The organism is Herbidospora sp. RD11066 (assembly GCF_054661255.1).
Genome location: NZ_BAAGDO010000004.1, coordinates 22,125 through 45,877, shown reverse-complemented (window position 1 = coordinate 45,877; position 23,753 = coordinate 22,125). Strand labels below are relative to the sequence as shown.

Here is a 23,753-nt window from a genome sequence, read left to right as displayed (position 1 = left end):
TCTCCCTAGGCGGCGAACATGCCGGTCTGTGAGATGAGCCTGAGCAGGGCCAGGTCGTCGACGTCCATGTCCGGCGCGTAGGCGTCGAACAGCTCGCCCGCGCGCCTGCGGTTGACCTCGCGGGTGTGCCGGGCGGTCCAGCCGAGCGGGGTGCGCAGCAGCATCGACCACAGCGGCACCAGCCGGGCGCCGCGCCGCAGCTTCTCGGTGAAGCCGCCGACCCCGAAGTCGACCTCCTGGAGGTGCCGCGACAGGCACATCCGGACCGGCGCGTGCGACTGGAGGACCGGCTGCTCGGCGAAGTGGCCGGTGCGCCGGGGGTCCATCGTGATGCGGTGGGCGACCAGGCCGTCGCCGTGCTGGAAGACCAGCCGGTAGCCGATCGGGACGCCGTTGTGAGTGCAGAGGATCACGTGCGCCGACCCGGCGAGCGGCGAGGCGAGGTAGCGGCGCAGCTCCCGCTCGGCCGAGGTCGCCTCCTTGGGCGTCGGGTGCAGGCGGGCCAGGTCGGGCAGCAGGGCCGCGGTGAGCGGCACCACCTTGATCGCGCGGGCGCCGTCGCCGAACACCCGCTCCTCGCGCTGGGCCAGCGTCCGCCGCGAGCGCGGCAGCGCCGCCAGGTGCTCGTCGAAGGTGGAGCCCTGCATCCGCAGAGTGGTCCGCGCGTGGGTCAGGATGAGGGGCGCGCGCGGGAAGTAGCGGGTCAGCCGGCCCGCCGTGGCGCCGTCGAGGTAGAGGATCGCGGCCGTGCCGTCGTCGGGGATCGCGTACTCCACGGCCCGCGCCCACAGGTGCTCGTCGTCGGGGTGGCAGACCGGGACGGTGCGGTATCCGGCGCTGGCGCCGATCAGCGTGACCCGCCCCCACGCCTCGGGGGTGCGCAGGCGTCCGCCCCGCAGCATCGAGCCGAACAGGCGGGAGGGGTCGAGCATGGCGCGGGCGGGCGCCCGGTCGTAGTTGCTCACGGGGACCACGGTGCGCAGCGACGGCCGTCCCGCGCCGCCCACCCAGCCGAGCACGACCCCGTGCCAGGCGGCCGCGTCCGGGTCGGCGTGCGTCTGGTGCCAGGCGCGGCTGTTGAAGAGCCCCGCCGCCGTACGGGGAACGAGCTCGTCCCACCGCGCCGGAGCCGAGCGGAGGGGGGCCATGCTCAGCCGGACCTCGTCGGCGCCCGGCCGCATGACCGGCCGCCGCGTCTCCTCGTAGAAGGAGACGGCCGTCGCCCTCACTGGACGGCCTTCGCCATACTCGGCGGCATGACCGGCCGTTCGGGTCGTGGTGGGGGCGCGGCTTCGAGTTCCGGCTGGGCCGCCGGGCTCTCGATGGCCTGGGGCACGTCCTCCGGCTCCACGACGTGCTCGACTTCCTGGACGCGCTGGACCGACGGGGGCAGGAACGGCCACTCGGCCGGGATGTACAGGTGCTCGGCGCGCAGATGGGCCTCCCGGAGCTGGGCGGCGCGCAGGGCGCACTCGCGGGGGCTGCGCCCGGTGACGACGGCCCGGCCGCCGGGCTCGTAGCGCTCGATCCAGCCCGCGTAGGCCAGGTCCTGGTCGAGGTCGTCGAGGCGGGGGGCGCGGATGTCGACGGGCGTCACGAGCGCGGAGCGGCGCTGGTGGTGCCGGGTCTGCTCGGGTTCGCGGCCGCAGCTGATCGCCGCCGCCGAGGCCGGCAGGTTCACGCCGGTGACCAGCTCGACGACGTGGCTCAGCAGCCCCTCGGGCGGTCCGGCCCGCAGGCCCGTCACGACGGCGCGGCCGTCGTCGGCGAGCAGCAGGTCGACGCCGCAGTGCCCGTCGAGCACCCCCACGGCCGCCACCGCGGCCGCGATCACCGAGGCCACGGCGTCGTCGTCGAACAGGGGGTCGGCGGCGTCGACGATGTCGTAGTCGCCGAAGTGGCGGATCACCGCCACCGCGATCGGCGCGCCAGAACGCACCCAGCACTCCACTGTGACCGGTGAACCCACGGGCACCTCCTCGACCAGGACGGCCCCGATGTCGCCGGTCGACGCCTGGGCTCCGGCGAACCCGGCCGGGATGCCGGCCAGGTCGTTCACCCGGCGCCGGGACAGGTTGCCCCCGGGCGTGCGGGCGACGAACAGGACCGGGCAGCCGATGAGCTGGGCGGCCCGGTTCGCCTCCTCGGGCGAGACGGCGAGGATCGACCGGGGCGTGCGCATGCCCGCCGCCGCCAGCAGGACCTGGGTGCTGAGCGGGTCGGCGCTGCCGATGGCGGCCGTCTCCCCGAACGAGGGCAGCCCCAGCCGGACGGCCGCCGCCGCCGCGACCTCCTGGTAGCGCGGCTCCCAGCAGATGACACCGTCGACCCGGCGGGAGAAACCCTCGATCGCCGCGACGACCGCGCCCGTCGTCATGGACGGCACGCGCAGCAGGTCGGTGTGCCCCACCCGGCCCGCGGGCGCGTCGCCGGCGTCGACGAGCACCACGTCGAAACCGCCCTCACGGAGCTGGGCGAGCAGCGAACCGGCGTCCGCCGGACCGCCGGCGCCCACCAGCGCCACGGTCCCCCGATGCGGAACGGAGGGCCGTACGGCGACCCGGTGGGGCCAGGGAACCCGGCGCTCGGGGATCCGGCGGTTCACGACCAGATGGCGCCGGGTCATGGCCACCCGGGGGAGGGGGACGCCGGCCCTTTCACCATTCAGAACGAAGAGGTATTGCACGTTCACTTGACTTCCGCCTTTACGGAGGAGGGTTCGCGCAGGCTTGCTGCGAATGATGTTGGAAGTATTTACAGTCCGATGTCAAGGCGAAATGTGACGGAAGGGGAAATGCATATCTGCCGTGGACCTTGGAGTAGACATACCACTACATAACCGGACAATCAGGACTCACGTATCTTGTGTCACTCGCATTTCTGTAAAGGAATTTGACAAGAACTCTTACAGCAGGACCGATACCCCCACCAGCACCGACTTCGTGCAGGAACGAGACCAATCCACTATGGCCGAAAGTGAACCCTCTTGCAGAAATGCAGAAAGTAATTAAGATCTCAACTTGTGTCAGACTCTTTGTCAGAACGCGAAGGGAGGGTCATATGAGCATCCCGGCAGATGCCGTGACCCGAATGGTCCTCGCCAACGACGGATCGACCACGCAATTACTTTCGGCTTTACTCGGCACCCCTCTGCGCGTCCGTGTGCTCGACCAGCGGGGGCTGCCGTCCTCGCAAGTACGGCACCGCGCGGCGGTCAAGGCTCTGGTGCCCGGTGAGGCCGACGAACCGTTGGTCGTCAGGAAATCGCAACTCGTCCGCCCGGACGGCAGGGCCATCTCGGTCAATACGGTGATCATGACGTCGAGTCACCTGGTCGCCCGCAGCATCGTCGACAGCGGGGGCACCCCTCTCGGCCGCGTGCTGCAGGGCGCAGTGGAGCAGCGCCGCGTGATCACCGAGACCGGCTGCCGGATGAGCGAATGGGGAGGCGTCGGCCGTCCCAGCGTCTACCGCTCCTATCTCGTCTTCGCGGGAGGCAGGCCATTCCTCCACGTCGAAGAGCAGTTCCACCCCGCGATCGTGACGCCCATCAGGGACCTCCCCCTCTTGGAGGAGGATCCCCGGCCGTGGCCCACAAAAGCGCGTTCGGCCCGGCCGGCGCACTCCCGCCAAGGACCCGAGATGCACACGTACATCAGCGACCCCCGGGTCACCCTCCCCCAGCCCCCCGCACCCGCGCGCAAGCCGGCCGAATGAGCGTTCTCACGCAGCGGCGCGGTGACGACGGCCTGCCGCCGCTGCTCACCGACCTCCCGCGCCGCCACCAGGGACGCACCCGGCCACCGGTCACCTCGCACAAGCGCCGGACCAGCTACCTGCCCGTCATCGTGTGCGCCGGGATCATGGGCATCACGATGGCCGACACCCTCGGCGCCACCCTCGGAGTGCCCCAGCTCGCCGAGAGCGCCTTCGGCCCCTCCTCTCCCATCGACACCCAGTGGCTGCTCACCGCCTTCGCCCTCCCGTACGCGGCGCTGCTGCCCGTCGGGGGACGGCTCGCCGACGTGTTCGGCCCGCGGCGGCTGCTCACCATCGGGCTGTCCCTGTTCTCCTTCGCGGCGTTCTGCACGGTCGTCACCCCCCTGTGGAGCCTGCTGCTCGTCGCCCGCGCCGCCCAGGGGATCGGCGCCGCGCTCATGGTCCCCGCCTCGCTCGCGATGCTGCTGGCGACGGTGCCCGCCACCCGGAGGGCCGCCGCCATCGGCATCTGGAGCGCCGCGACAGGCGTCGCCGGCACGGCCATGTACGCCCTCGGCGGCTGGTTCAGTCAGAACATGGACCTCGGCTGGCGGGTGCTGTTCGTGCCCAGCGCGTTCATCACCCTGCTCCTGCTGACGCTTGCGATGACGCTGCCCCGGCCTCCGCACATCCGGGGCGCGGTGCCCGACATCGTCGGCTGCCTCCTGCTGGGCGCCGCCCTCGCGATGCTCACCTGGGCGATCGTCCAGTTCCCCCGCCGCGGCTGGGATCCGTCGATCATCGCCGCGGTGTCCGGCGGCACGCTCATGCTGCTGGCGACGATGGCCCGCTCGGCCCACCACAAGGCCCCCGCCGTCGACCTCGCCCTGTGGCGCAACGGCCGCTTCGCCCTGGCCGGGGCTCTTTCCGCCCTGTACGGCCTGGTCTCGCTCCCCCTGCTGGTGATCATGCCGCTGTTCCTCGGCGACGTGTGGCTCCAGTCGCCGGAACTGATCGGCGCCGCCATCGCCCCCAACGCGGCCGGCGTCCTGTTCGGCAGCATCATCGCCGGAACCCTGATCAAACGCCGCGGCCCCCGCACCGTCATCTACGGCGGCGCGGTCATCATCTCCGCCAGCTGCATCGGCCTGCTGCACCTGGTCATCGGCACCGGCCAGGACCTCGACATCCTGGGCGCCTGGCTCCCGTTGAACGCCGCGCTGGGCTTCGGCTTCGGCCTGCTCAACGCGGGCTCCTCGGCCGCCGCCGCCCTGACCGCCGGCCCGGAACGCTACGCCACGGCGGTCGGCGCGACGATGTCCGTCCGCCAGGTCGGCGGCACGATCGGCGTCGCCCTGACGGTCGTCCTGCTCGAACGCCCGATGGTCGAGGCGCCGATGCCCGGCTACACGAGCGTCGTCCTGGGCTCCCTGGCGGTCGCGGTCTTCGCCGGCTGCCTGGGCCTGTTCTTCGGCGCCATGAAACCCGCCATGAAACCCACCACGAAACCCGCCACCCCGCCCGCTCCCCCGCCCCAGCGCCACGCGGCCCCCCAGGGCCCCGTCACCCACCCGTCGATCCCGCTGCCGCGCCGGGCCGTCCCGCTGTCGGCCCCGGTGCCGGAGCAGACCGGCGACCCGGTGGCCGCCGAGATGCTGCGCAGGCTCAAGGAGACGACCAACCGCATCAACCTCATCGCCGACGTCCTGCTGGAGCAGAAGCCCCCGCCCCGATGACCCCGCTCCGATGACCCCGTGAAGCCAGCCCGCCCGGTGACCCGCTGCTCGGGACACCGGGCGGGCTTTTTTCTGTGCTCAGGCGGTGATGCGCTCCACGACCAGGGGGAGCAGACCCGGGTCGGTGTTCTCGGTGACCTCGTAGGCGCCGTCGAGGGAGTCGAGCGCTCGCTCGAAGCGGCTCGTCTCGTCGGCGTGCAGGGTCATCAGCGGCTGGCCCGCTCTGACGATGTCGCCCGGCTTCGCGTGCAGGACGATCCCGGCGCCGAACGACACCGGGTCCTCCTTGCGCGCCCGGCCGGCGCCCAGCCGCCAGGCGGCCACGCCGACGCCCAGCGCGTCGAGCCTGGTCAGGATGCCGGAGGACGGGGCGGTGATCTGCATCGTCTCGGCGGCGCGCGGGAGCAGGGCGTCGGGGTCGCCGCCCTGGGCGGTGATCATGCGGCGCCAGGCGTCCATGGCGGAGCCGTCCTTCAGGGCCTCCGCCGGGTCCTTGCCGGAGACGCCCGCGGCTTCGAGCATCTCCCTGGCCAGGGTCAGGGTGAGGTCGACCACGTCGGAGGGGCCGCCGCCGGACAGGACCTCGATCGACTCCTCGACTTCGAGGGCGTTGCCGATCTTCAGGCCGAGCGGGCGGTCCATGGCGGTCAGCAGGGCCACGGTGCGGACGCCCGCGTCGGTGCCCAGTTCGACCATCGTGCGGGCCAGCTCGCGGGCGTCGGCGACGGTCTTCATGAAGGCGCCGGAGCCGACCTTCACGTCCAATACCAGTGAGCCGGTGCCTTCGGCGATCTTCTTGGACATGATCGAGGAGGCGATCAGCGGGATCGACTCGACGGTTCCGGTCACGTCGCGCAGGGCGTACAGCTTCTTGTCGGCGGGTGCGAGGCCCGTGCCGGCCGCGCAGACGACCGCGCCCGCCGAGCGGATGACGGCGAGCATCTCGTCGTTGGAGAGCGAGGCCTTCCAGCCCGGGATCGACTCCAGCTTGTCGAGCGTGCCGCCCGTGTGTCCGAGGCCGCGGCCCGACAACTGCGGGACGTAGGCCCCGCAGGCCGCCACCAGAGGGGCGAGCGGCAGGGTGATCTTGTCGCCCACGCCGCCGGTCGAGTGCTTGTCGGCGGTCGGGCGGTCGAGCATCGACCAGTCCATGCGTTCGCCCGACCGGATCATCGCGGCGGTCCAGTCGGCGATCTCGCGGCGGTTCATGCCGTTCAGCAGGATCGCCATCGCCAGCGACGACATCTGCTCGTCGGCGATGGATCCGGACGTATAGGCGTCGATCACCCAGTCGATCTGGTCGACCGAAAGCTCGCCCTTGTCACGCTTGGTGACGATGATGTCGATCGCGTCGAAAGCCATCTACTTCCCCGAAAGATCGTCGGGCCCGAAGGCGAACGGCAGGAACTTCGCCATCGGCCACGGCCCCTCAGGAGTTTCCACGAGCAGTTCCGGGCCGCCGTGCTCGAACAGCAGCTGGCGGCACCGGCCACACGGCATCAGCAGTTCCTCGTGGCCGTCGACGCAGGTGAAGGCCACGAGCCGCCCGCCGCCGGTGGCGTGCAGGGCCGACACCAGGCCGCACTCGGCGCACAGGCCGATGCCGTACGACGCGTTCTCCACGTTGCAGCCGGTCACGATCCTGCCGTCGTCCACCAGCGCGGCGGCGCCCACGGGGAAGTGGCTGTACGGCGCGTACGCGTTCCGCATCGCCTCCCCCGCCGCCTTGCGCAGGGCGTCCCAGTCAACAGTTGTCATTTCGCCTGTCCCCTCCGATAGGGCAATCCGTCAGCGGCCGGCATCCGCAGCCTCTGCGAGGCCAGCGACAGCACCAGCAGCGTCGTCAGGTGCGGCGTGAACGACGTGAACTGCTCGGGGATCGTGTCGGTCAGCGCGAACACCACGAGGATCGCGATGGCCGCGATTCCCGTCAGGAGCGCCGCCCGCTGCCGCTGCTGCTTCACGAACTGCCAGATCGCCACGGCGACCAGCAGCAACGCCACGACCAGCAGCAGCGCGTGCACGGAGGTGCCGCCCTGCCGGAGCTGGAGCGCGTCGGTGTAGCCGAACAGGCCCGCGCCGGCCGCCAGGCCGCCGGGGCGCCAGTTGCCGAAGATGACCGTCGCCAGGCCGATGAAGCCGCGTCCACCGGTCTGCCCCTCACGGTAGGTGCCCGCCGAGATGATCGCCAGGAACGCCCCACCGACACCGGCGAAGGCGCCGGAGGCCAGGACCGCGACGTACTTGTAGAAGTAGACGTTGACGCCCAGCGACTCGGCCGCGACCGGGCTCTCGCCGACCGAGCGCAGCCGCAGGCCGAAGGCGGTGCGCCAGAGCAGCCAGAACGACAGCGGCACGAGCAGCACGCCCAGGATGGTGAACAGCGACACGTCCTGGGTGAGGCCGCGCAGCACGCCCGCCAGGTCGGAGACGAAGAACCAGTGCCTGGCCTCCAGGTCCTCCAGCGGGCCGCCGATCCAGGGCAGGCTGACCGGCTCCATCACCGGGATGCGCGGAGACTGCGTGTCGCCGCCGCCCGCCATGTCGGCGAAGACCAGCGTCGACAGATACTTCGTGATGCCCAGGCCGAGGATGTTGAGCGCCACGCCCGACACCACGTGGTCGACGCCGAAGGTGACGGTCGCGACGGCGTGCAGCAGCCCGCCGAGCACCCCTCCGATCGCGCCCGCCAGCACGCCCACCCAGGGGTTGCCGGTGATCAGGGCGCCCCAGGCACCGAACCAGGTGCCGAGGATCATGATGCCCTCGAGACCGATGTTGACCACACCGGCCCGCTCCGACCACAGGCCGCCGAGGCCCGCCAGGCCGATCGGGACGGCCGCCACCAGGGCCGCGCTGATCGCGCCGCCGGAGGTGATGTCGTTGGCGCCGGTGAGCACCCGGGCGACCGAGAGCAGGAACAGCAGCGCGAGCAGGCCCAGGAGCAGGATCTGCCAGGTCAGCCGGAACTTCCGCGCCGTGGGCGCGGGGGCGGGGGCGGGGGCCTTCATGGTGGTGGTCACGCCGCCGCTCCTTCCTTCTGGGTGGACGCGGCGCCGGCCAGTTCCCGGCTCACCCGCTTCTGCTCGGCGACGACGCTGTAGCGGTGCGCGAGTTCGTACGCGATGACCACCGACAGCACGATGACGCCCTGCATGATCGTGACGATCTCCGGTGAGATCTTGTGGAGGTCGAGGATGTTGGACGAGACGTCCAGGAAGCCCCAGAGCAGCGCGCCGAAGGCGATGCCGATCGGGTTGTTGCGGCCCAGCAGCGCGATGGCGATGCCGGTGAAGCCGAGACCCGCCTGGAAGTTCAGGTTGTAGGTGTGCGACTCACCGAGCAACTGGGGCATGCCGATCAGGCCGGCGGTGGCGCCCGAGATCAGCATGGCGTACACCACCATGCGTTTGACGTTGACCCCGCTGGCCACGGCGGCCTGCTCGGAACGGCCGGTGGCGCGCAGGTCGAACCCGAAGCGGGTCTTGTTGAGCAGCACGTGGAAGCCGATGCCGACGGCGAGCGCCAGGAAGATCAGGCCGAACACCTTCGTCTGGGTGCCGGGGATCAGCGCGAGGCCGGACACCTGGCCGGACGGCGGGATCGGCCTGGTGCCGATGTCGTTGGCGCTGAGCTGCACACCCCAGTGCTCCAGCAGCAGGTAGGCGCCGATGCCGGTGGCGATCGTGTTCAGCATGATGGTCGAGATGACCTCGCTGACACCCCGCGTCGCCTTGAGGAGGCCCGCGATGCCCGCCCACCCGGCGCCGACCAGCATGGCGACCAGGATGATCAGGATCGGCTGGAACGGCGCGGGCAGCGTGACCGCCCCGCCGACCGCCGCCGCGACCAGCCCCGCGAGCCGGTACTGCCCGTCGACGCCGATGTTGAACAGGTTCATCCGGAACCCGACGGCCACCGCGATCGCCGACAGGTAGTAGGTCGTCGCGTTGTTGACGATCAGCACGAGCGAGCGCGGCTGCGAGCCGTAGTCGACCAGCGTGACGAGGGTGTCGAGCACCGGGTTACCGGTGATGACCAGCACGATCGCGGTGACGGCCGCGGCGAACAGGATCGCCAGGATGGGCGCGGCCAGCGACACCCAGCCGGTCAGCTTCACCCGTCCGAGCAGCCGGTCGGTGAATGACGAGCTCATGCTTCCTCCCCGGCGCCGGTCATCGCGGAGCCGAGCTGTTCGGGGGTGACGGTCGCGGGGTCGAACTCGGCGACGATCTCCCCTCGGTGGATGACCTTGAGCCAGTCGGACAGGCCGATCAGCTCGTCGAGGTCGGCGGAGATGAGCAGCACCGCGAGCCCGGCGGCGCGGGCGGTCCGCAGGTGGTCCCAGATGGCGGCCTGCGCGCCGACGTCGACGCCCCGGGTCGGGTGGGCGGCGATGAGCAGCTTCGGCTCACCGCTCATCTCCCGGCCCACGATGAGCTTCTGCTGGTTGCCGCCCGACAGGGCGGAGGCCAGGACGTCGATGCCTGGGGTGCGCACGTCGTAGTCGCGGACGATGCGCTCGGTGTCGGCGCGGGCGCCCTTGCGGTTGATCCACCAGCCCCGGACGTTGACCTTCTCCTTCTGGTGACCGAGGATCCGGTTCTCCCAGAGAGGGGCCTCCAGGAGCAGGCCGTGGCGGTGCCGGTCTTCGGGGATGTAGCCGATCCCGGCGTCCCGCCGGCGCAGCGTCGACCACGAGGTGATCTCCTCGCCGGCCAGGGTGATCGTGCCGGTGGAGGCCCGGATGCCCATGATCGCCTCGACCAGTTCGGCCTGGCCGTTGCCCTCGACGCCGGCGATGCCCAGGACCTCGCCCTTGTGGATGGTCAGGGTCACCCCGTCGAGCACCTTGCGCTCGCCGTCGGCGCCGATCGTCAGGCCGTCGACGTGCAGGGCGACGACGTCGGTGACGGTCGACTCGCGGGTCTCCGGGCTGGGCAGTTCGCTGCCGACCATGAGCTCGGCGAGCTGGCGGGCGGTCACGCCTTCCGGGGAGACCTCGGCCACGGTGGTGCCGCGCCGGATGACCGTGATCGCGTCGGCGACCTTCAGCACCTCGTCGAGGTGGTGGGAGATGAAGATGATGGTGATGCCCTCACGGACCAGGCCGTGGAGGTTCTCGAAGAGCTCGTCGACCTCGTGGGGCACGAGCACGGCGGTCGGCTCGTCGAGGATCAGGATGCGGGCGCCCCGGTAGAGGACCTTGAGGATCTCCACCCGCTGGCGGGCGCCGACGCCGATGTCCTCGACGAGGGCGTCGGGGTCGATGCCCAGGCCGTACGCGTCGGAGATCTCTTTGATCTTGGTACGGGCGGTGGCGAAGTCGAGGGCCAGGCCGCCCTTCCTCGGCTCGCTGCCGAGGATCACGTTCTCCAGCACCGTCAGGTTGTCGGCCAGCATGAAGTGCTGGTGCACCATGCCGATTCCGGCGGAGATCGCGTCGCCCGGGGTGTGGAAGGTCACCGGGGAACCGTTGACGCGGATCTCGCCCTCGTCGGGGCGCTGCATGCCGTAGAGGATCTTCATGAGGGTCGACTTGCCGGCGCCGTTCTCCCCCACGATGGCGTGGATGTGCCCCTTCTGGACCGTCAGGTGGATGTCGCGGTTGGCGACGACTCCCGGGAACCTCTTGGTGATCCCCTCGAGCTGGACGGCGACCTCGGAGACGGTGGTCTCGGTGCTGATGCTGGCCTCCTGCGGTAAGCGTGCCAAGAGGCCCGGTGGGGATCACCGGGCCTCTCGACTCACGTCGCCGTGTTATTCCTTGGGAACCGTGATCTCACCGCTGGAGATCTTGGCCTTGAAGTCGTCGAGCTGGGCCTTGATGTCGTCGACCTTGCCGCCGGTCGTCGAGTAGTCGACGCCGCCCGCCGCGAGGTCGTAGACCTTCGGGCCGGCCGCGACCGTGCCGGCGGTGAAGCTCTTGATGAAGTCGAAGACCGCGACGTCGACCTTCTTCAGCATCGAGGTGATGATGACGTCGGCGACGGTGGGGTCGGCGGTCTTGGCCTGGTCGGAGTCGACGCCGATCGCCATGCCGCCCGCGGCCTTGGCGGCCTCGAAGACGCCCGCGCCCGAGCCACCGGCGGCCTGGTAGACCACGTCGGCGCCCGCGTCGAACATGCCCTCGGCGGCCGTCTTGCCCTTGGCCGGGTCGCCGAAGCCGGAGAAGTCCGGCGGCTGGGTCAGGTACTTCGACTGGATCTTGATGTCCGGCTTGACGGCCTTGGCGCCCGCCTCGAAACCGGCCTGGAACTTCTTGATCAGGGGGACCTCGACGCCACCGACGAAGCCGACGTCGCCCTTGGTCGACTTCAGCGCCGCCGCGGCGCCGACCAGGAACGAGCCCTGCTCCTCGGCGAAGACCAGGTTCGAGATGTTGGCGCCCTTGGCGGCGTCGTCGTCGACGATCGCGAACTTGGTGTCGGGGAACTCGGCCGCGACCTTGGCGACCGAAGCGGAGTAGGCGAAGCCGACCGCGATGACCGGGTTGAAGCCGCCCGAGGCGAGCAGCCGCAGGCGCTCCTCCTTGGCAGACTCGGCCTCGCCGTTGCCGGCCTCCAGCTCGTTGACCTCGACGCCGAGCTCGGCCTTGGCCTTGTCCAGGCCCGCCGCGGCGGAGTCGTTGAAGGACTGGTCGCCACGGCCGCCGATGTCGTACGCGAGCCCGACCTTGGCGCCGGCGGCCGCGGGGGCCGACGACGCGGCGTCGGTCGCTGCGGCGCTGGGAGCGCTCTCAGTGGTGTCGCCGCCGCCACAGGCGGCGGCGGCAAGCAGCATCGCACCGGTGGCGGCACCGGCGACGACCTTGCCAAAACGATTGCGGAGCAAGGTGGGACTCCCCTTCCGTGACGTTCACTTCCGTCGCACGCGCGAAGGAACGCACGGCAACCTGCACGGAAGATAGTTGTTCCGGAAGGATGCTCAAAACGGCAGCACAGCTCCGCAATCACCCTGTTATGCAGCTCATCCCACCTTGTGACCGAGTCAGGCCAGAAGAGCCTCCGACTCGGAGCCCCTGCGGACCGCCGTGCGCTGACCGTCCCAGAGAGCGGTCAGAGCGGTGGCGGCCAGCACCCGGACGCCCACACCCACGCAGCGCTCGTCGACGTCGAAGGTCGCCTGGTGGATGTCGAAGTCGCGGTTGTCACCCGGGGTGCGCACGCCCAGACGGGCCAGCGCGCCGGGGATCGACTCCAGGTACCACGCGAAGTCCTCACCACCGAGCGACTGGGACGTCGGCGCGGGCGCGTCGGGCCCGAGCACCTGCACCGCGGCGTCGCGGAACATCTCGACACTGGCGGCGTCGTTGACCGTGGGGGGCACGCCGCGACGGTAGTCGAGCTCGGCCTCCACCCCGTAGGCCCCGGCGACGCCGTCGAGCAGCGCCTTGATCAGGTCGGGCGCGGCGTGCCACGCCTCGTCCTCCAGGCACCGGACGGTGCCCTCGATCACGCCGTCTTCGGGGATCACGTTGCCGACCGAACCCGCCTGCACACGGCCCCAGACCAGGGACAGCGACGAACGCGGGTCGACCCGGCGGCTGAGGGCCGCGGGCAGCTCGGTGACGATCTTCGCCAGGGCGTAGACGAGGTCGGCCGTCAGGTGCGGACGGGCGGTGTGCCCGCCCGGACCGCGCAGCCGGACGGTGAGCCGGTCGCACGCCGCCGTGATGCCGCCGGAACGCAGGCCGAGCTGGCCCACCTCCAGACGCGGGTCGCAGTGCAGCGCGAACACCCGGTCGAGGCCGCTGATGCCGCCCGCCGCCATGACCTCGAGCGCGCCCTCGACGATCTCCTCGGCCGGCTGGAAGATCAGCCGGACCCGGCCGGGCAGCAGCCCGGCCGCCGCCTGGCGGGCCAGGAAGACGCCGGTGCCCGCCAGGATCGCGGTGTGCACGTCGTGGCCGCAGGCGTGACAGCGGCCCGGTTGAAGAGACCGGTAGGGCACGTCCTTCTCGTCGGGCATGGCGAGGGCGTCCATGTCGGCGCGCAGGCCGATCGTGGGGCCGCCACCCGGGCCGATGTCGCACAGGATGCCGGTGCCGCGGGGCAGGATCTGCGGCTCCAGACCGGCCCCCTTCAGCAGGTCGACGACCTTGCCGGTGGTGCGGTGCTCGTTGAAAGCGAGCTCGGGGTGCATGTGGATGTCGCGGCGCAGCGCGACGAGCTCACTTTCGTGAGCGGCGAGGAACGCGTCCAGCTCCCCCGTCAGACCATGTCCCTCGGGGGACTCCGTCTCCTGATCATGGCTTTGCATGATCTGCTCCATCTGCCTTCCTCGCGGTGACGAACCGGTCTTGGGCCAGCTCGGTAATGGTCGCGTCGACAACGTCTTCAAGAGTTCCACCGGCGGCGAGAATTCCCCGCTGCCGCTCGCACGAGCTGCCCTGGTCGAGCACATCGCCCAACACGGCCAGTTCGTCGGCGCAGCCGAGGCGTTCGGCCACCGGTTCGAGTTCACGCTGGAGTTCGTACAACATGTCGCGCAGCGGGGCGGTCGAGCCCTTGTCGTCGGTGACGACGACGGCGTCCAGGCCATAACGGGTGGCCCGCCACTTGTTGTCGCGTACGACCCAGGCCGCCGGGCTCGGAAGCTTGTAGCCCCGGTCGAGCTGCTGGTCGAACTGCGTCACAAGGCACTGCGACAAGGCGGTCACCATGCCGACCTCTCGAAGGGTCGGAATGCCGTCGAACATGCGGATCTCGATCGTGCCGAAGTCGGGATGGGGTCGGATGTCCCACCAGACCTCTTTGATGCTCTTGATCGTGCCGGCACGAATCAGGGTCTCCATGTATTCCTCGAACCCCGCCCAGTCCGCCATTAAATGCGGCGGCCCGGCCGTGGGCAGTGCCCCAAAAACGATTGCCCGGCTGGAGGCGAGCCCGGTGTCTTGGCCGCCCCAGAACGGGCTGGAGGTCGTCAGCGCCAGGAAATGCGGCAGGTAGGCCGCAAGTGCGTTGACTATGGGAATGACTTTATCTCGATCCCGCACCCCCACGTGAACGTGTACGCCAAATGTTTGGATGCGCCATGCCAGCCACTGCATCTCTTCGACGAGCTCGGCGTAGCGCTGCATCGGCGAATACTCCGCGTCCCGCCAGTCGCTGATCGCGTGGGTCCCGGTGCAGGCCAGCGAGACGCCACGGGGTTCGGCGACCTCGCGGAGCCGGGTGAGGCTCCGTTCCAGGTCCTGTACGGCCTCCGCCGCGGTGTGGCAGATGTCCGTCACGATCTCGATCTGCGACTGCATGAGCTCGTGCATGGCTTTGGGCCGGGCGCCCTCGCTCAGTTCGGGCACGGCGGCCAGGATGTGGCGCGCGTCCTGCCGGAGCCGTCGCGTGTGCGTGTCGATGAGCTGTAGCTCCCACTCGACGCCCAGAGTCGCACCGCGGGACGGATTGAACTCGATCGGCACAACAACCTCCATAGTCCATCGTCTCAGGCACCGTCACTCGACGTGGCGTTAATCGGCCAAACCGAAAGCCCACATCCGATCAAGGCCTCTTGTGCATCGTGACCTCTCCCCCCAGATCAGCCAACTGCCCCCAAACGGTCAATCAACGAGTAGGGTCCAATGCGTACGCCTGTGATCTTTGGGGGATCTTTCGCGATATGCGTAGATGTACGAGTGCCCTCAGCCTCGCCGTTCTCACGACGGGACTGCTCGCGGGAGGGTCTCCAGCCTGGGCGGCCGACGCGATCGGCGGCCCGCAACTGGCCGGTACGGGAGTCATCGTCCAGGCCGGTGTGAAGGCCCCACCGAAGACCAAGGCGAGCTCGTACGTGATCGCCGACGCCGAGACCGGCGAGGTGCTGGCGGCCAAGAACCCGCACGGGAAGTTCCTCCCGGCCAGCACGCTCAAGGCGCTGACCGCGCTCACGCTGATCCCGAAGCTCGACAAGAACAAGACGATCAAGCCGAGCCGGGCCGCCGTCAACGAGGAGGGCAGCGCGGTCGGCCTCGTGCCCAAGCCCATCTACAAGGTGCACGACCTGTTCCGCGCCCTGATGATGGTCAGCGGCAACGACTGCGCCAACGCCCTGGCCGAGGCCAACGGCGGCATCCCGGCGACCCTGGCCGACATGAACGAGGTGGCCAAGCGCCTCCAGGCCAACGACACCGTCGCCAAGACGCCCAGCGGCCTCGACAAGCCCGGCCAGAGCAGCTCCGCCTACGACCTGGCGCTGATCGCCCGCGCGGGCCTGCAGAACAAGGACTTCCGCGAGTACATCTCCACCAAGACCGCCAAGTTCCCGGCGCCGAAGGGCCACTACGAGATCGGCAACCACAACCGCATGTTGTGGACCTACGACGGCATGCTCGGTGTGAAGAACGGCTGGACGTCCAAGGCCTTCGGCAGCTTCGTCGGCGCCGCCAAGCGCGACGGCCACACGATCATCGTGTCGGTCATGCGGCACGAGGAGTCGTTCTGGAAGGACGTCGAGTCGCTCATGGACTGGGGCTTCGCCAACCGCGGCAGGACCGCCGCCGTGGGCGCCCTGGTCGACCCGCTGCCGGACACGCCGCCGTCCCCGGCGCCGTCGGCCCTGGCCGCACCTGTTCCCGAAGGCAACGCCGCCGTCTCCGAGCCCGTCCCGGCCGCAAAACCTGAAAATTCAGGGATGCTCGCCACGATTGTCCTGGGCGGCGGTCTGGTCGCCGGAGTGGGGCTGCTCGGCTGGGGAGTGCGCCGCAAGAGGCGTCAGTCGACGTCGTAGCCGTCGTGGGTGGCCGGGGCCGGTGTCGGCTCCGGCGGCGGGCCGAGGGTGGCGGTGGCCGTCCAGGCGGCCGAGTAGAAGATCACCCGGGCCGACAGGTTGATCCACAGCAGCAGGCCGACCATGACGGTGAACGCGCCGTAGAGCGAGTTGTTGGCCAGGGTGTGCGACAGGATCAGCGTGGCGAACTGCTTGAGGACGCCGAACAGCACCGCGCCGAGCACCGCCCCGCGCAGCACGACCTTGAACGGCTGGGCCGGCCGGGCCAGCCACCAGAACATGACGAGGAACACGAGGGTGTCGGCGGCCAGTGAGGCCACGATGCCGACCACCACCAGGCTGGCCGAGCCGAACCACGAGTCGCCGAACCCGAGCCAGTGGGCCACCGTCGTGGTCGCGCCGCTGGCCACACCCGACACGACGGTCGAGAGGATCATCGCGAGCCCGATCAGGACGAGGGCGATGAGGTCGTACAGCTTCCCCAGGAAGAAGTTCACCGGGGGCTTGCGGTTCATCCAGATGTCGGCCAGTGAGGTGCGCAGGGTGTCGACCGCGCCGAGCCCCGAGTAGAGCAGGCCGATGAGGCCGATGATCGTGGCGGCGCTGCGGGCCTGGGCCAGGTAGCTGAGGTCGAGCTTGTCGGCCAGGCCCGGGAGCTGCTCGTTGATCGCCTGGTTGAGGGTCTGGAGCGCGTCGGGCCGGAACGTCACGACGTAGCCGAACACCGCGAAGGCCAGCGCGATGATCGGGAAGAACGACAGGAACGCGAAGTAGGTGACCGCCCCGGCCAGCCGGTCGCCGTGGAGCACCTGGTAGCGGTGGATCGTCCGGATGAGATGGTCGACCCACCGCCAGCGGATGCGGGCGCTCTCGGTTCTGCCGCGGGTCCACGCCTTGGCGGCCTCGACCCACCTCATCAACGAACTGATCACGCCCGGGTACTACCCGTGGGTGGGCAGGAATCCCATCGCGTCGCGGGCCTTCTCCATGGTCTCGTTGGCCACCGCGCGGGCCTTGGCGGCGCCGATCGCCAGCATCCGGTCGAGCTCGGTCTCGTTGGCCAGCAGCTTCTCGGCCCGCTCGCGGATGGGCGTGAAGGTCTCGATCACGGCCTCGGCGACGTCCTTCTTGAAGGTGCCGTAGCCCGCGCCGACGTAGCGCGCCTCCAGGTCGGGGATCGGCGTGGTGGTCAGGGCCGACAGGATGCGCAGCAGGTTGGTGACGCCGGGCTTGTTCTCGTCGTCGGCGACGATGTCGGTGCCGGTGTCGGTGACGGCGCGCATGACCTTCTTGCGCAGCGGGCCCGGGTCTTCGAGGACGTCGAGGATGCCCTGCGGGCTGGACGACGACTTCGACATCTTCGCCGTCGGGTCCTGCAGGTCGGTGATCTTCTCGACTTCCTTCAGGATGTACGGCTTGGGCAGCGTGAACGTCTGCCCGTAGCGCGTGTTGAACCGCTGGGCGAGGTCGCGGGTGAGCTCGATGTGCTGCTTCTGGTCGGCGCCCACCGGGACCTGGTCGGTCTGGTAGAGCAGGATGTCGGCGGCCTGGAGGATCGGATAGGTGAACAGGCCCACCGAGGCCGAACCCTCACCGTATTTGGCCGATTTGTCCTTGAACTGGGTCATCCGGCCGGCCTCGCCCATGCCGGTCATGCAGATGAGCATCCAGGCCAGCTCGGAGTGTTCACGAACGTGGCTCTGCGCGAAGACCGACGACCGCTCGGGGTCGAGGCCGCAGGCGAACAGCTGCGCGGCGGCGATGCGGGTGCGGGAGCGCAGCTCGGCGGCGCTCGGCGTGACCGTGATCGCGTGGAGGTCGACGACCATGTAGAAAGCGTCGTGCGTGTCCTGGAGGGCGACCCACTGTCGGACCGCGCCCAGGTAGTTGCCCAGGTGGAACGAGTTCGCAGTGGGCTGGATGCCGGAAAGAACACGAGGACGAGCCATAACACGTCATTCTTCCAGCAACCCCGGGCAGGTCGCGACGATTTACGCCTCCGGGGTGGCGGGCGTGACCCTGACCCGGGAGACCCTCCGGCCGTCCATCTCGGTGACCGCCAGACGGGCCCCCGGGACCTCCACGGTCTCCCCCACCTCGGGCAGGTGGCCGAGCCGGGCCATCATGAAACCGCCGATGGTCTCGTAGGGCCCTTCGGGCAGCCGGATGCCGAGCTCGCTCAGCGCGTCGACCAGGCGGAGCAGGCCCTCGACCTCCACGTCGCCCGCGATGCGGCGGAAACCGGGCTCCTCCTGGTCGTATTCGTCGCGGATGTCGCCGATCAGCTCCTCGACCAGGTCCTCCAGGGTGACGATGCCGGCGGTGCCGCCGTATTCGTCGACCACGATGGCCAGGTGGTGGCCCTCGTCGCGCATCTCCGACAGGGTGGCCAGCACCCTCTTGGTGACCGGCACCTGCTTGACCGGGCGGATCGGCACCACCTCGGAGATCGGGTCGATGCGGCCGGTGAGCACCGGGTCGAGCAGGTCGCGCACGTGCACGAACCCGACCACCTCGTCGTAGGAGTTGCGGTAGACGGGGAAGCGCGAGTGGGGCAGCGAGGCCACCAGCACCGCCGCCTCGGCCAGCGTGGTGTCGGCCGCCATGAACTCCACCTCGGTGCGCGGCAGCATCACCTCGCGCAGCTGCCGCTTGCCGGCCGAGAAGACCTCGGCGATCAGGTGGCGCTCGTCGGCGGTCAGCTCGGCGTGCCCGGCGACCATGTCGCGCAGTTCCTCTATGGTCATCGCCTCGCGGTCGGCCTGGGGGTTGCCCCCGACCAGGCGCACCAGGCCGTCGGTCGACTTCGACAGGGCCCAGATGATCGGCCGTGACAGCGACGCGATGCGGTCGACGAAGGGGGCCACGAACAGCGCCAGGCCCTCGGCCCGCTGGAGGGCCAGCCGTTTGGGCGCCAGCTCGCCGAGCACCAGGGAGACGTAGGAGATGCAGAGGGTCACCACCACCAGTGAGACCAGCGGCGCGGCCGAGGTGGGCAGGCCCCAGCGCTCCAGCGCCGGGGTCAGCTCGCCGGCCAGCTTGTCGGCGCCGAACGCGGCCGACAGCATGCTCGCCACGGTCACCCCGATCTGCACGGCCGACAGGAACCGGTTGGGGTCACGGGCGAGCTTGGCCACCCGGGCACCCCGGCGGCCGAGTTTCTCCAGCCGCCGGACCTGGCTTTCGCGCAGCGAGACGAGGGCCATCTCGGCCGCCGCGAAGTAGCCGCCGATCAGGATGAACACCAAGACGAGGGCGATATTGGCCGCGAGACTGTTCACTGGAATGTTTCCGCCCTGGCGACTTCCGATGACGAGAGAGCTGAAAGCGTACTCAGTGCGCGGCTAGGCTGGGCCTCGTACAAAATCGAACATAGTCGAACGGAATCCAACGTGAAGCTACTGGTTACCGGAGGCGCGGGCTACATCGGCAGCGTGACCGCGGCGCAGCTCGTCGAGGCGGGACACGAGGTCACGGTGCTCGACGACCTCTCGACCGGCCACGCCGACGCGGTGCCCGACGGCGCGCGGTTCGTGCAGGGCTCCTTCATGGAACCAGGCGACCTGTCCGGCTTCGACGCGGTCCTCCACTTCGCGGCCCGGTCGCTGGTCGGTGAGTCGGTCGAGAAGCCCGCACTCTACTGGAGCCACAACCTGGGTGGAACGCTCCGCCTGCTGGAGGCCATGCGCAAGGGCGGCGTCGGCCGCATCGTGTTCTCCTCCACCGCCGCCACCTACGGCGAACCGGAGAACACCCCCATCAAGGAGACCGACCCCACCCGCCCGACCAACCCCTACGGCGCCTCCAAGCTCGCCGTCGACACCACGCTGACCGCCTTCGCGGCGATGTACGGCATCGCGGCCGTCAGCCTGCGCTACTTCAACGTGGCCGGCGCCTACGGCCGCTACCGCGAGCGTCATGTGGTCGAGACCCACCTGATCCCCAACGTCCTCAAGGTCGCGCTCGGCGAGCGCGAGTCGATCAGCCTGTTCGGCGGCGACTACCCCACGCCCGACGGCACATGCGTCCGCGACTACGTGCACGTCTCCGACGTCGCCAACGCCCACCTGCTGGCGCTGGCGGCGTGCGAGAGGGGCGTACACAAGATCTTCAACCTCGGCAACGGCGCCGGTTTCTCCAACCAGCAGGTCGTGGACGCCTGCCGCGAGGTGACCGGCCATCCGATCCCGTCGGACATCGCGCCCCGGCGGGCGGGCGACCCCGCGGTGCTGGTGGCGTCGTCGGATCTGATCCAGAAGGAGCTCGGCTGGCAGCCCGAGCACACCGGGCTGACCTCGATGATCGCGGACGCCTGGGCATCACTTCGGTAATTGTCCGGATTCGCAGCGTTAAATGTGATTGGGTCTCGGCTATGAGACGAGTGCTGGCATATGCGGGGGTCGCGTTGCTGGTCGTGCTGGGCAGCCTCGCCTCCGCAGCGGGCGTGGTGTTCGCCACCAGTGGCGCCTACATGGTCACCGGGACGCCGCCCTGTCCGTGAGGGTCAGAGAAGCCTGGTTGTTGGCGGGATGGCGGTCGCCGCGCCCCTGGGAGCGCACGATCGCCGTCACCGCGCCCTTGCCCGGCCGCACGGCCAGCCGGAACCAGGCCGTGCCCCCCGGACGGATCGGCGGCACCACGCAGCCGCTCCGGCCACCGCAGTGGGCGCCGTCGACGTAGACCATCGCGTCGCGGACGACCCTCGGGCCCCGGTTGCGGACCGCCGCGTCGACCATCGTGCGGCGGCCGTCGCGCTGCGGGGCCGACAGCTTCACGATCAGGTCGGCGCCCTCGTCGACCCTGGTGACCGACTCGGCCTCGTTGTCGGAGTCGTGCCCGTCGACCACCTCCGAGGTCAGCCGGGCCTGCGCGCGCAGCGGGCCGAGCGCGTTGGGCCGGACCACCCCGGTGATCACCACCCCGCCCGACTGGCCGGGCGCGACGTCCTTGGACGAGCGGCAGACGACCTCCGCGAGGCCCCGGCCGGGCTGGCATTCGGCGACGTCCACATTGACGATCTTGAAGTCGGTCGGGACGCGGACCGTCAGGGTCGGCAGCACGGCGTCGCCGGGGCCGGCGTTCTTCACCATGACCTTGTAGGTCAGCGACTGTCCCGGCTGGGCGACCTTCGGCGTGGCCACGATGGAGACCGACAGATCGGCCCCGCCCCACTGGCCCTCGTGGCCACCCGGCCCGGCCGCCAGTGCGGGACCACCGGTGGCACCGCAGACCAGGAACGCGAGCGCCGCGACCGTCCATCGACCCATGGCCCCAATTCAACGTCCGGGGCATCGAGATGATCGTTCGGACACGCTACCGTCGACCCCATGGAAGGGACACGGGACGGCAAAGTCCGCGCCCTGCTCTACGACGTCTGCACGGTCCTGCTGCTGACCTTCGGCGGCCTGCTGCTCGTCGTCGGCTGGCTGGTCGGCGCCTACATGCTGCTCGCCTCGAAACGGTGGCGGCCGTGGGAGAAGGCGCTCGGTCTGCTGGTCTGGCCCCTGGGCGTTCTGTGGGTGTACGTCGTCCCGCTGATGATCTTCAGCTGTGAGGCCGTGCTGCTCGACGGCAGGCCCTACCGGACCACCTGCCCCGGCTCCACCGAATGGGTGACGCCGACGGCGATGGGCGCGGCGTTCGCGCTGGAGGTCCTCGTGATGATCCTCCTGCTGCTGCGGCCGCGCCGCCGCGGCTAACGGCAGGGCAGCCCGGCCGGGATGTCCCGGTCGGGGGTGAAGACGGCGTTGCCGAAATACTTCGTCATGAGACGGCGGGCCGTGCCGGTCTTGTAGAGCTTCACGATCGCCGCGCGCACCGCCTCGCAGGTCTTCACCTCGCCCTTCGGCAGGCCCACCGAATAGCGGGCCAGCCCCACCCCGAGCCCGAGCACGCGGTATTTGACCTGCTCCCGGTGGGCGAACCCGGCCAGCATGATGTCGTCGCCGGGGAGGGCGTCGACCAGGCCGGTGCGCAGCATGTCCATGCAGTCGCCGGCGTCCTTGCCCGCGACGTCCTGCATGGCGATCCCCTGGTCGGAGAGCCACTGCTTGATCTCGGGCGGGTTGGTGCCGGGCCGGATGCACAGCCGCTTGCCACGCAGGTCGGCGGCGCTGGAGATGCCGGAGTCGTCGGCCACCAGCACGTCGTTGTGGGCCTGGTAGTAGGGCCCCGCGAAGGTGACCTCGTCGTTCTGGGAGGAGTCGGAGGCGTAGGTCGCCACCACGAGGTCGACCGCCCCGCTGGTCAGCGCCTGCACCCGGTTGAACGCCGACACCGTCTGCACCTCGACGACCTTCGCCCCGAGTTCCCTGGCGATGTAGCGGCCGACCTCGACCTCGAAGCCCTCGGGCGTCCCGTCGGCGTCGTTGTCGAAGCCGAGGCCGGGCAGGTCGCCCTTGACCCCGATCGTGAGGCGGCCGGTCTTCTCGGCCTTCTCCAGCACCCCCGCGCCCGCCTGGCCGGTCGGGCCCGGGGTCGGGGACGGCGCCGGATCGTTCGCCGGGGAGTTGATCATCAGCGTGACCACGGTGGCGACCCCGCCCAGCACCAGCGCCGCGGCGCCGGCCATGGACGCGGGCAGCCACCACTTCTTCTTCGGCGCCGGGGGCGCCTTCGGCGGCGGGGCGGGGAGCCGGAACATCCGGGTCTCCTCGTTGACGTCCCTGATCACCGGGAAGGGGCCCGTCTCCGGATTGGCCACCAGGGCGCCCTCGGACATCACCACGGTCGAGGCGTCGCCGGTCTCGGGGTGGCCCAGCAGGCGCAGCAGGATCTGTCCCATCGTCGGGCGGTCGGCCGGGCGCTTGCTGACGCTCGCCGCCACGACGCTCTTCAGCGGCTCGGGCAGCGGGGTCAGGTCGATCTCGTGGTTGAGGATCCGGTTGAGCACCGCCGCGATCGACTTCGCGCCGAACGCGGCCTGCCCGGTGGCGGCGTAGGCGATCGTCGCGCCCCACGCGAAGACATCGGTGTAGGCGCCGACGTCGTCTCCGGAGACCTGCTCGGGAGCCATGTAGGCGGGGGTGCCGATCGCCCGGCTGGTGATCGTGCCGGTGGAGTCGAGGATGCGGGCGATGCCGAAGTCGACCACCCGGGGGCCCTCGGTGGCCAGCAGCACGTTGTCGGGCTTGAAGTCGCGGTGGACGATGCCCGCCTGGTGGATGGCGGTCAGCGCGGTCGCGGTGCCGACGGCCAGCCGTTCGAGGTCGTCGCCGGTCAGCGGGCCCGATTCGTCGATCTTCTCGCGGAGCGACGGGCCGTCGATGTACTCGCTGGCGATGTAGGGATTGTCGCCTTCGAGGTCGGCGCCGACGACTCTGGCCGTACAGAAGCTGGCGACGCGCTCGGCGGCCCGTAACTCGCGCGCGAAGCGGGCGCGGGCCATGGCGTCGCCGGTGAACTTGACGTGGAGCAGTTTCACCGCGGCCCGCTCACCCGAAGGATTGGTGCCGAGGTAGACGGTCCCCTGGCCGCCCTCGCCGATCCGCCCGGACAGGGTGAAGGGACCGAGCTGTTTCGGGTCCCCCGACCCGAGCGGCTCGATCATGAATGATTCCCACCGTTTTCGTCATCAACTAAGAAGGTTGACTT

General features: G+C 70.1%; 21 protein-coding genes. 6 read left to right on the top strand and 15 right to left on the bottom strand.

Translation table 11 applies throughout. The annotated features are described in order from the left end of the window. Positions 1–5: 5 nt before the first annotated feature. Positions 6–1,229 (bottom strand): GNAT family N-acetyltransferase, encoded by a 1,224-nt coding sequence (locus ACYQ78_RS17065; protein WP_459801830.1) that lies wholly within the window; start codon positions 1,227–1,229, stop codon positions 6–8. Next, the gene (locus ACYQ78_RS17060; RefSeq protein ID WP_459801829.1) at positions 1,226–2,626 is read right to left on the bottom strand and encodes an ATP-grasp domain-containing protein; all 1,401 of its coding nucleotides are present in this window, start codon (positions 2,624–2,626) and stop codon (positions 1,226–1,228) included. Before ACYQ78_RS17060 ends, ACYQ78_RS17065 begins: the two co-directional genes overlap by 4 nt. Positions 2,627–3,060: 434 nt before the next feature. On the opposite strand from ACYQ78_RS17060, the gene ACYQ78_RS17055 reads away from it, so the two are divergent. Both ACYQ78_RS17055 and ACYQ78_RS17050 read left to right on the top strand, forming a co-directional pair. Beyond that, positions 3,061–3,717 carry a chorismate pyruvate-lyase family protein gene (locus ACYQ78_RS17055; RefSeq protein ID WP_459801828.1) on the top strand — a complete coding sequence of 219 codons (657 nt, stop codon included), beginning with the start codon at positions 3,061–3,063 and terminating at the stop codon, positions 3,715–3,717. Next, entirely contained in the window at positions 3,714–5,435 is a 1,722-nt protein-coding gene (locus tag ACYQ78_RS17050; RefSeq protein ID WP_459801827.1) for an MFS transporter, read from the top strand. The genes ACYQ78_RS17055 and ACYQ78_RS17050 overlap by 4 nt, the downstream gene beginning before the upstream one ends. Before the next feature lie 78 nt (positions 5,436–5,513). On the opposite strand, the gene ACYQ78_RS17045 is transcribed toward ACYQ78_RS17050, so the two are convergent. The 8 genes from ACYQ78_RS17045 to ACYQ78_RS17010 all read right to left on the bottom strand — a co-directional run bounded on the left by ACYQ78_RS17045 (position 5,514) and on the right by ACYQ78_RS17010 (position 14,856). Next, a complete protein-coding gene (locus ACYQ78_RS17045; protein WP_459801826.1) occupies positions 5,514–6,797 on the bottom strand; it encodes a thymidine phosphorylase in 1,284 nt (427 codons plus the stop codon). Beyond that, a complete protein-coding gene (locus tag ACYQ78_RS17040; RefSeq protein WP_459801825.1) occupies positions 6,798–7,193 on the bottom strand; it encodes a cytidine deaminase in 396 nt (131 codons plus the stop codon). Continuing rightward, the gene (locus tag ACYQ78_RS17035; RefSeq protein WP_459801824.1) at positions 7,190–8,458 is read right to left on the bottom strand and encodes an ABC transporter permease; all 1,269 of its coding nucleotides are present in this window, start codon (positions 8,456–8,458) and stop codon (positions 7,190–7,192) included. The genes ACYQ78_RS17040 and ACYQ78_RS17035 overlap by 4 nt, the downstream gene beginning before the upstream one ends. Beyond that, a complete protein-coding gene (locus tag ACYQ78_RS17030; RefSeq protein ID WP_459801823.1) occupies positions 8,455–9,591 on the bottom strand; it encodes an ABC transporter permease in 1,137 nt (378 codons plus the stop codon). Before ACYQ78_RS17030 ends, ACYQ78_RS17035 begins: the two co-directional genes overlap by 4 nt. Next, positions 9,588–11,150, bottom strand: a complete 1,563-nt coding sequence (locus ACYQ78_RS17025; protein WP_459801822.1) for an ABC transporter ATP-binding protein — start codon at positions 11,148–11,150, stop codon at positions 9,588–9,590. The genes ACYQ78_RS17030 and ACYQ78_RS17025 overlap by 4 nt, the downstream gene beginning before the upstream one ends. Positions 11,151–11,195: 45 nt before the next feature. Next, positions 11,196–12,269, bottom strand: a complete 1,074-nt coding sequence (locus ACYQ78_RS17020) for a BMP family lipoprotein (protein ID WP_459801821.1) — start codon at positions 12,267–12,269, stop codon at positions 11,196–11,198. Between the two features lie 156 nt (positions 12,270–12,425). Beyond that, positions 12,426–13,697, bottom strand: a complete 1,272-nt coding sequence (locus ACYQ78_RS17015) for an amidohydrolase (protein ID WP_459801820.1) — start codon at positions 13,695–13,697, stop codon at positions 12,426–12,428. Beyond that, positions 13,684–14,856, bottom strand: a complete 1,173-nt coding sequence (locus ACYQ78_RS17010; protein ID WP_459801819.1) for a glutamate--cysteine ligase — start codon at positions 14,854–14,856, stop codon at positions 13,684–13,686. The genes ACYQ78_RS17015 and ACYQ78_RS17010 overlap by 14 nt, the downstream gene beginning before the upstream one ends. Before the next feature lie 197 nt (positions 14,857–15,053). Between ACYQ78_RS17010 and ACYQ78_RS17005 the strand changes: the two genes are divergently transcribed. Continuing rightward, entirely contained in the window at positions 15,054–16,160 is a 1,107-nt protein-coding gene (locus ACYQ78_RS17005; RefSeq protein WP_459801818.1) for a D-alanyl-D-alanine carboxypeptidase family protein, read from the top strand. Here the strand turns inward: ACYQ78_RS17005 and ACYQ78_RS17000 are convergent. From ACYQ78_RS17000 to ACYQ78_RS16990, 3 genes are read right to left on the bottom strand one after another with little or no spacing between them, the layout of a single operon-like run. Further along, a complete protein-coding gene (locus tag ACYQ78_RS17000; protein ID WP_459801817.1) occupies positions 16,145–17,077 on the bottom strand; it encodes a YihY/virulence factor BrkB family protein in 933 nt (310 codons plus the stop codon). The genes ACYQ78_RS17005 and ACYQ78_RS17000 overlap by 16 nt on opposite strands. A 24-nt stretch (positions 17,078–17,101) precedes the next feature. Then, a complete protein-coding gene (trpS, locus tag ACYQ78_RS16995) occupies positions 17,102–18,109 on the bottom strand; it encodes a tryptophan--tRNA ligase (protein WP_459801816.1) in 1,008 nt (335 codons plus the stop codon). Positions 18,110–18,151: 42 nt separating this feature from the next. After that, a complete protein-coding gene (locus tag ACYQ78_RS16990) occupies positions 18,152–19,441 on the bottom strand; it encodes a hemolysin family protein (protein ID WP_459801815.1) in 1,290 nt (429 codons plus the stop codon). A gap of 111 nt (positions 19,442–19,552) precedes the next feature. Between ACYQ78_RS16990 and galE the strand changes: the two genes are divergently transcribed. Together galE and ACYQ78_RS16980 are read left to right on the top strand one after the other, a co-directional pair. Further along, entirely contained in the window at positions 19,553–20,491 is a 939-nt protein-coding gene (galE, locus tag ACYQ78_RS16985; protein ID WP_459801814.1) for a UDP-glucose 4-epimerase GalE, read from the top strand. A 41-nt stretch (positions 20,492–20,532) separates the two neighbouring features. After that, positions 20,533–20,661: a hypothetical protein gene (locus ACYQ78_RS16980; protein WP_459801813.1), complete on the top strand. Its 129-nt coding sequence runs from the start codon at positions 20,533–20,535 to the stop codon at positions 20,659–20,661. On the opposite strand, the gene ACYQ78_RS16975 is transcribed toward ACYQ78_RS16980, so the two are convergent. Next, positions 20,636–21,427 (bottom strand): COG1361 family protein, encoded by a 792-nt coding sequence (locus tag ACYQ78_RS16975; RefSeq protein WP_459801812.1) that lies wholly within the window; start codon positions 21,425–21,427, stop codon positions 20,636–20,638. The two genes, ACYQ78_RS16980 and ACYQ78_RS16975, sit on opposite strands and share 26 nt — an antisense overlap. Before the next feature lie 60 nt (positions 21,428–21,487). Here ACYQ78_RS16975 and ACYQ78_RS16970 point away from each other — a divergent pair, with 60 nt between their 5' ends. Beyond that, entirely contained in the window at positions 21,488–21,859 is a 372-nt protein-coding gene (locus ACYQ78_RS16970) for a hypothetical protein (RefSeq protein ID WP_459801811.1), read from the top strand. Here ACYQ78_RS16970 and ACYQ78_RS16965 read toward each other — a convergent pair. Further along, positions 21,856–23,709 carry a serine/threonine-protein kinase gene (locus ACYQ78_RS16965; protein ID WP_459801810.1) on the bottom strand — a complete coding sequence of 618 codons (1,854 nt, stop codon included), beginning with the start codon at positions 23,707–23,709 and terminating at the stop codon, positions 21,856–21,858. The genes ACYQ78_RS16970 and ACYQ78_RS16965 overlap by 4 nt on opposite strands. Positions 23,710–23,753 lie beyond the last annotated feature (44 nt).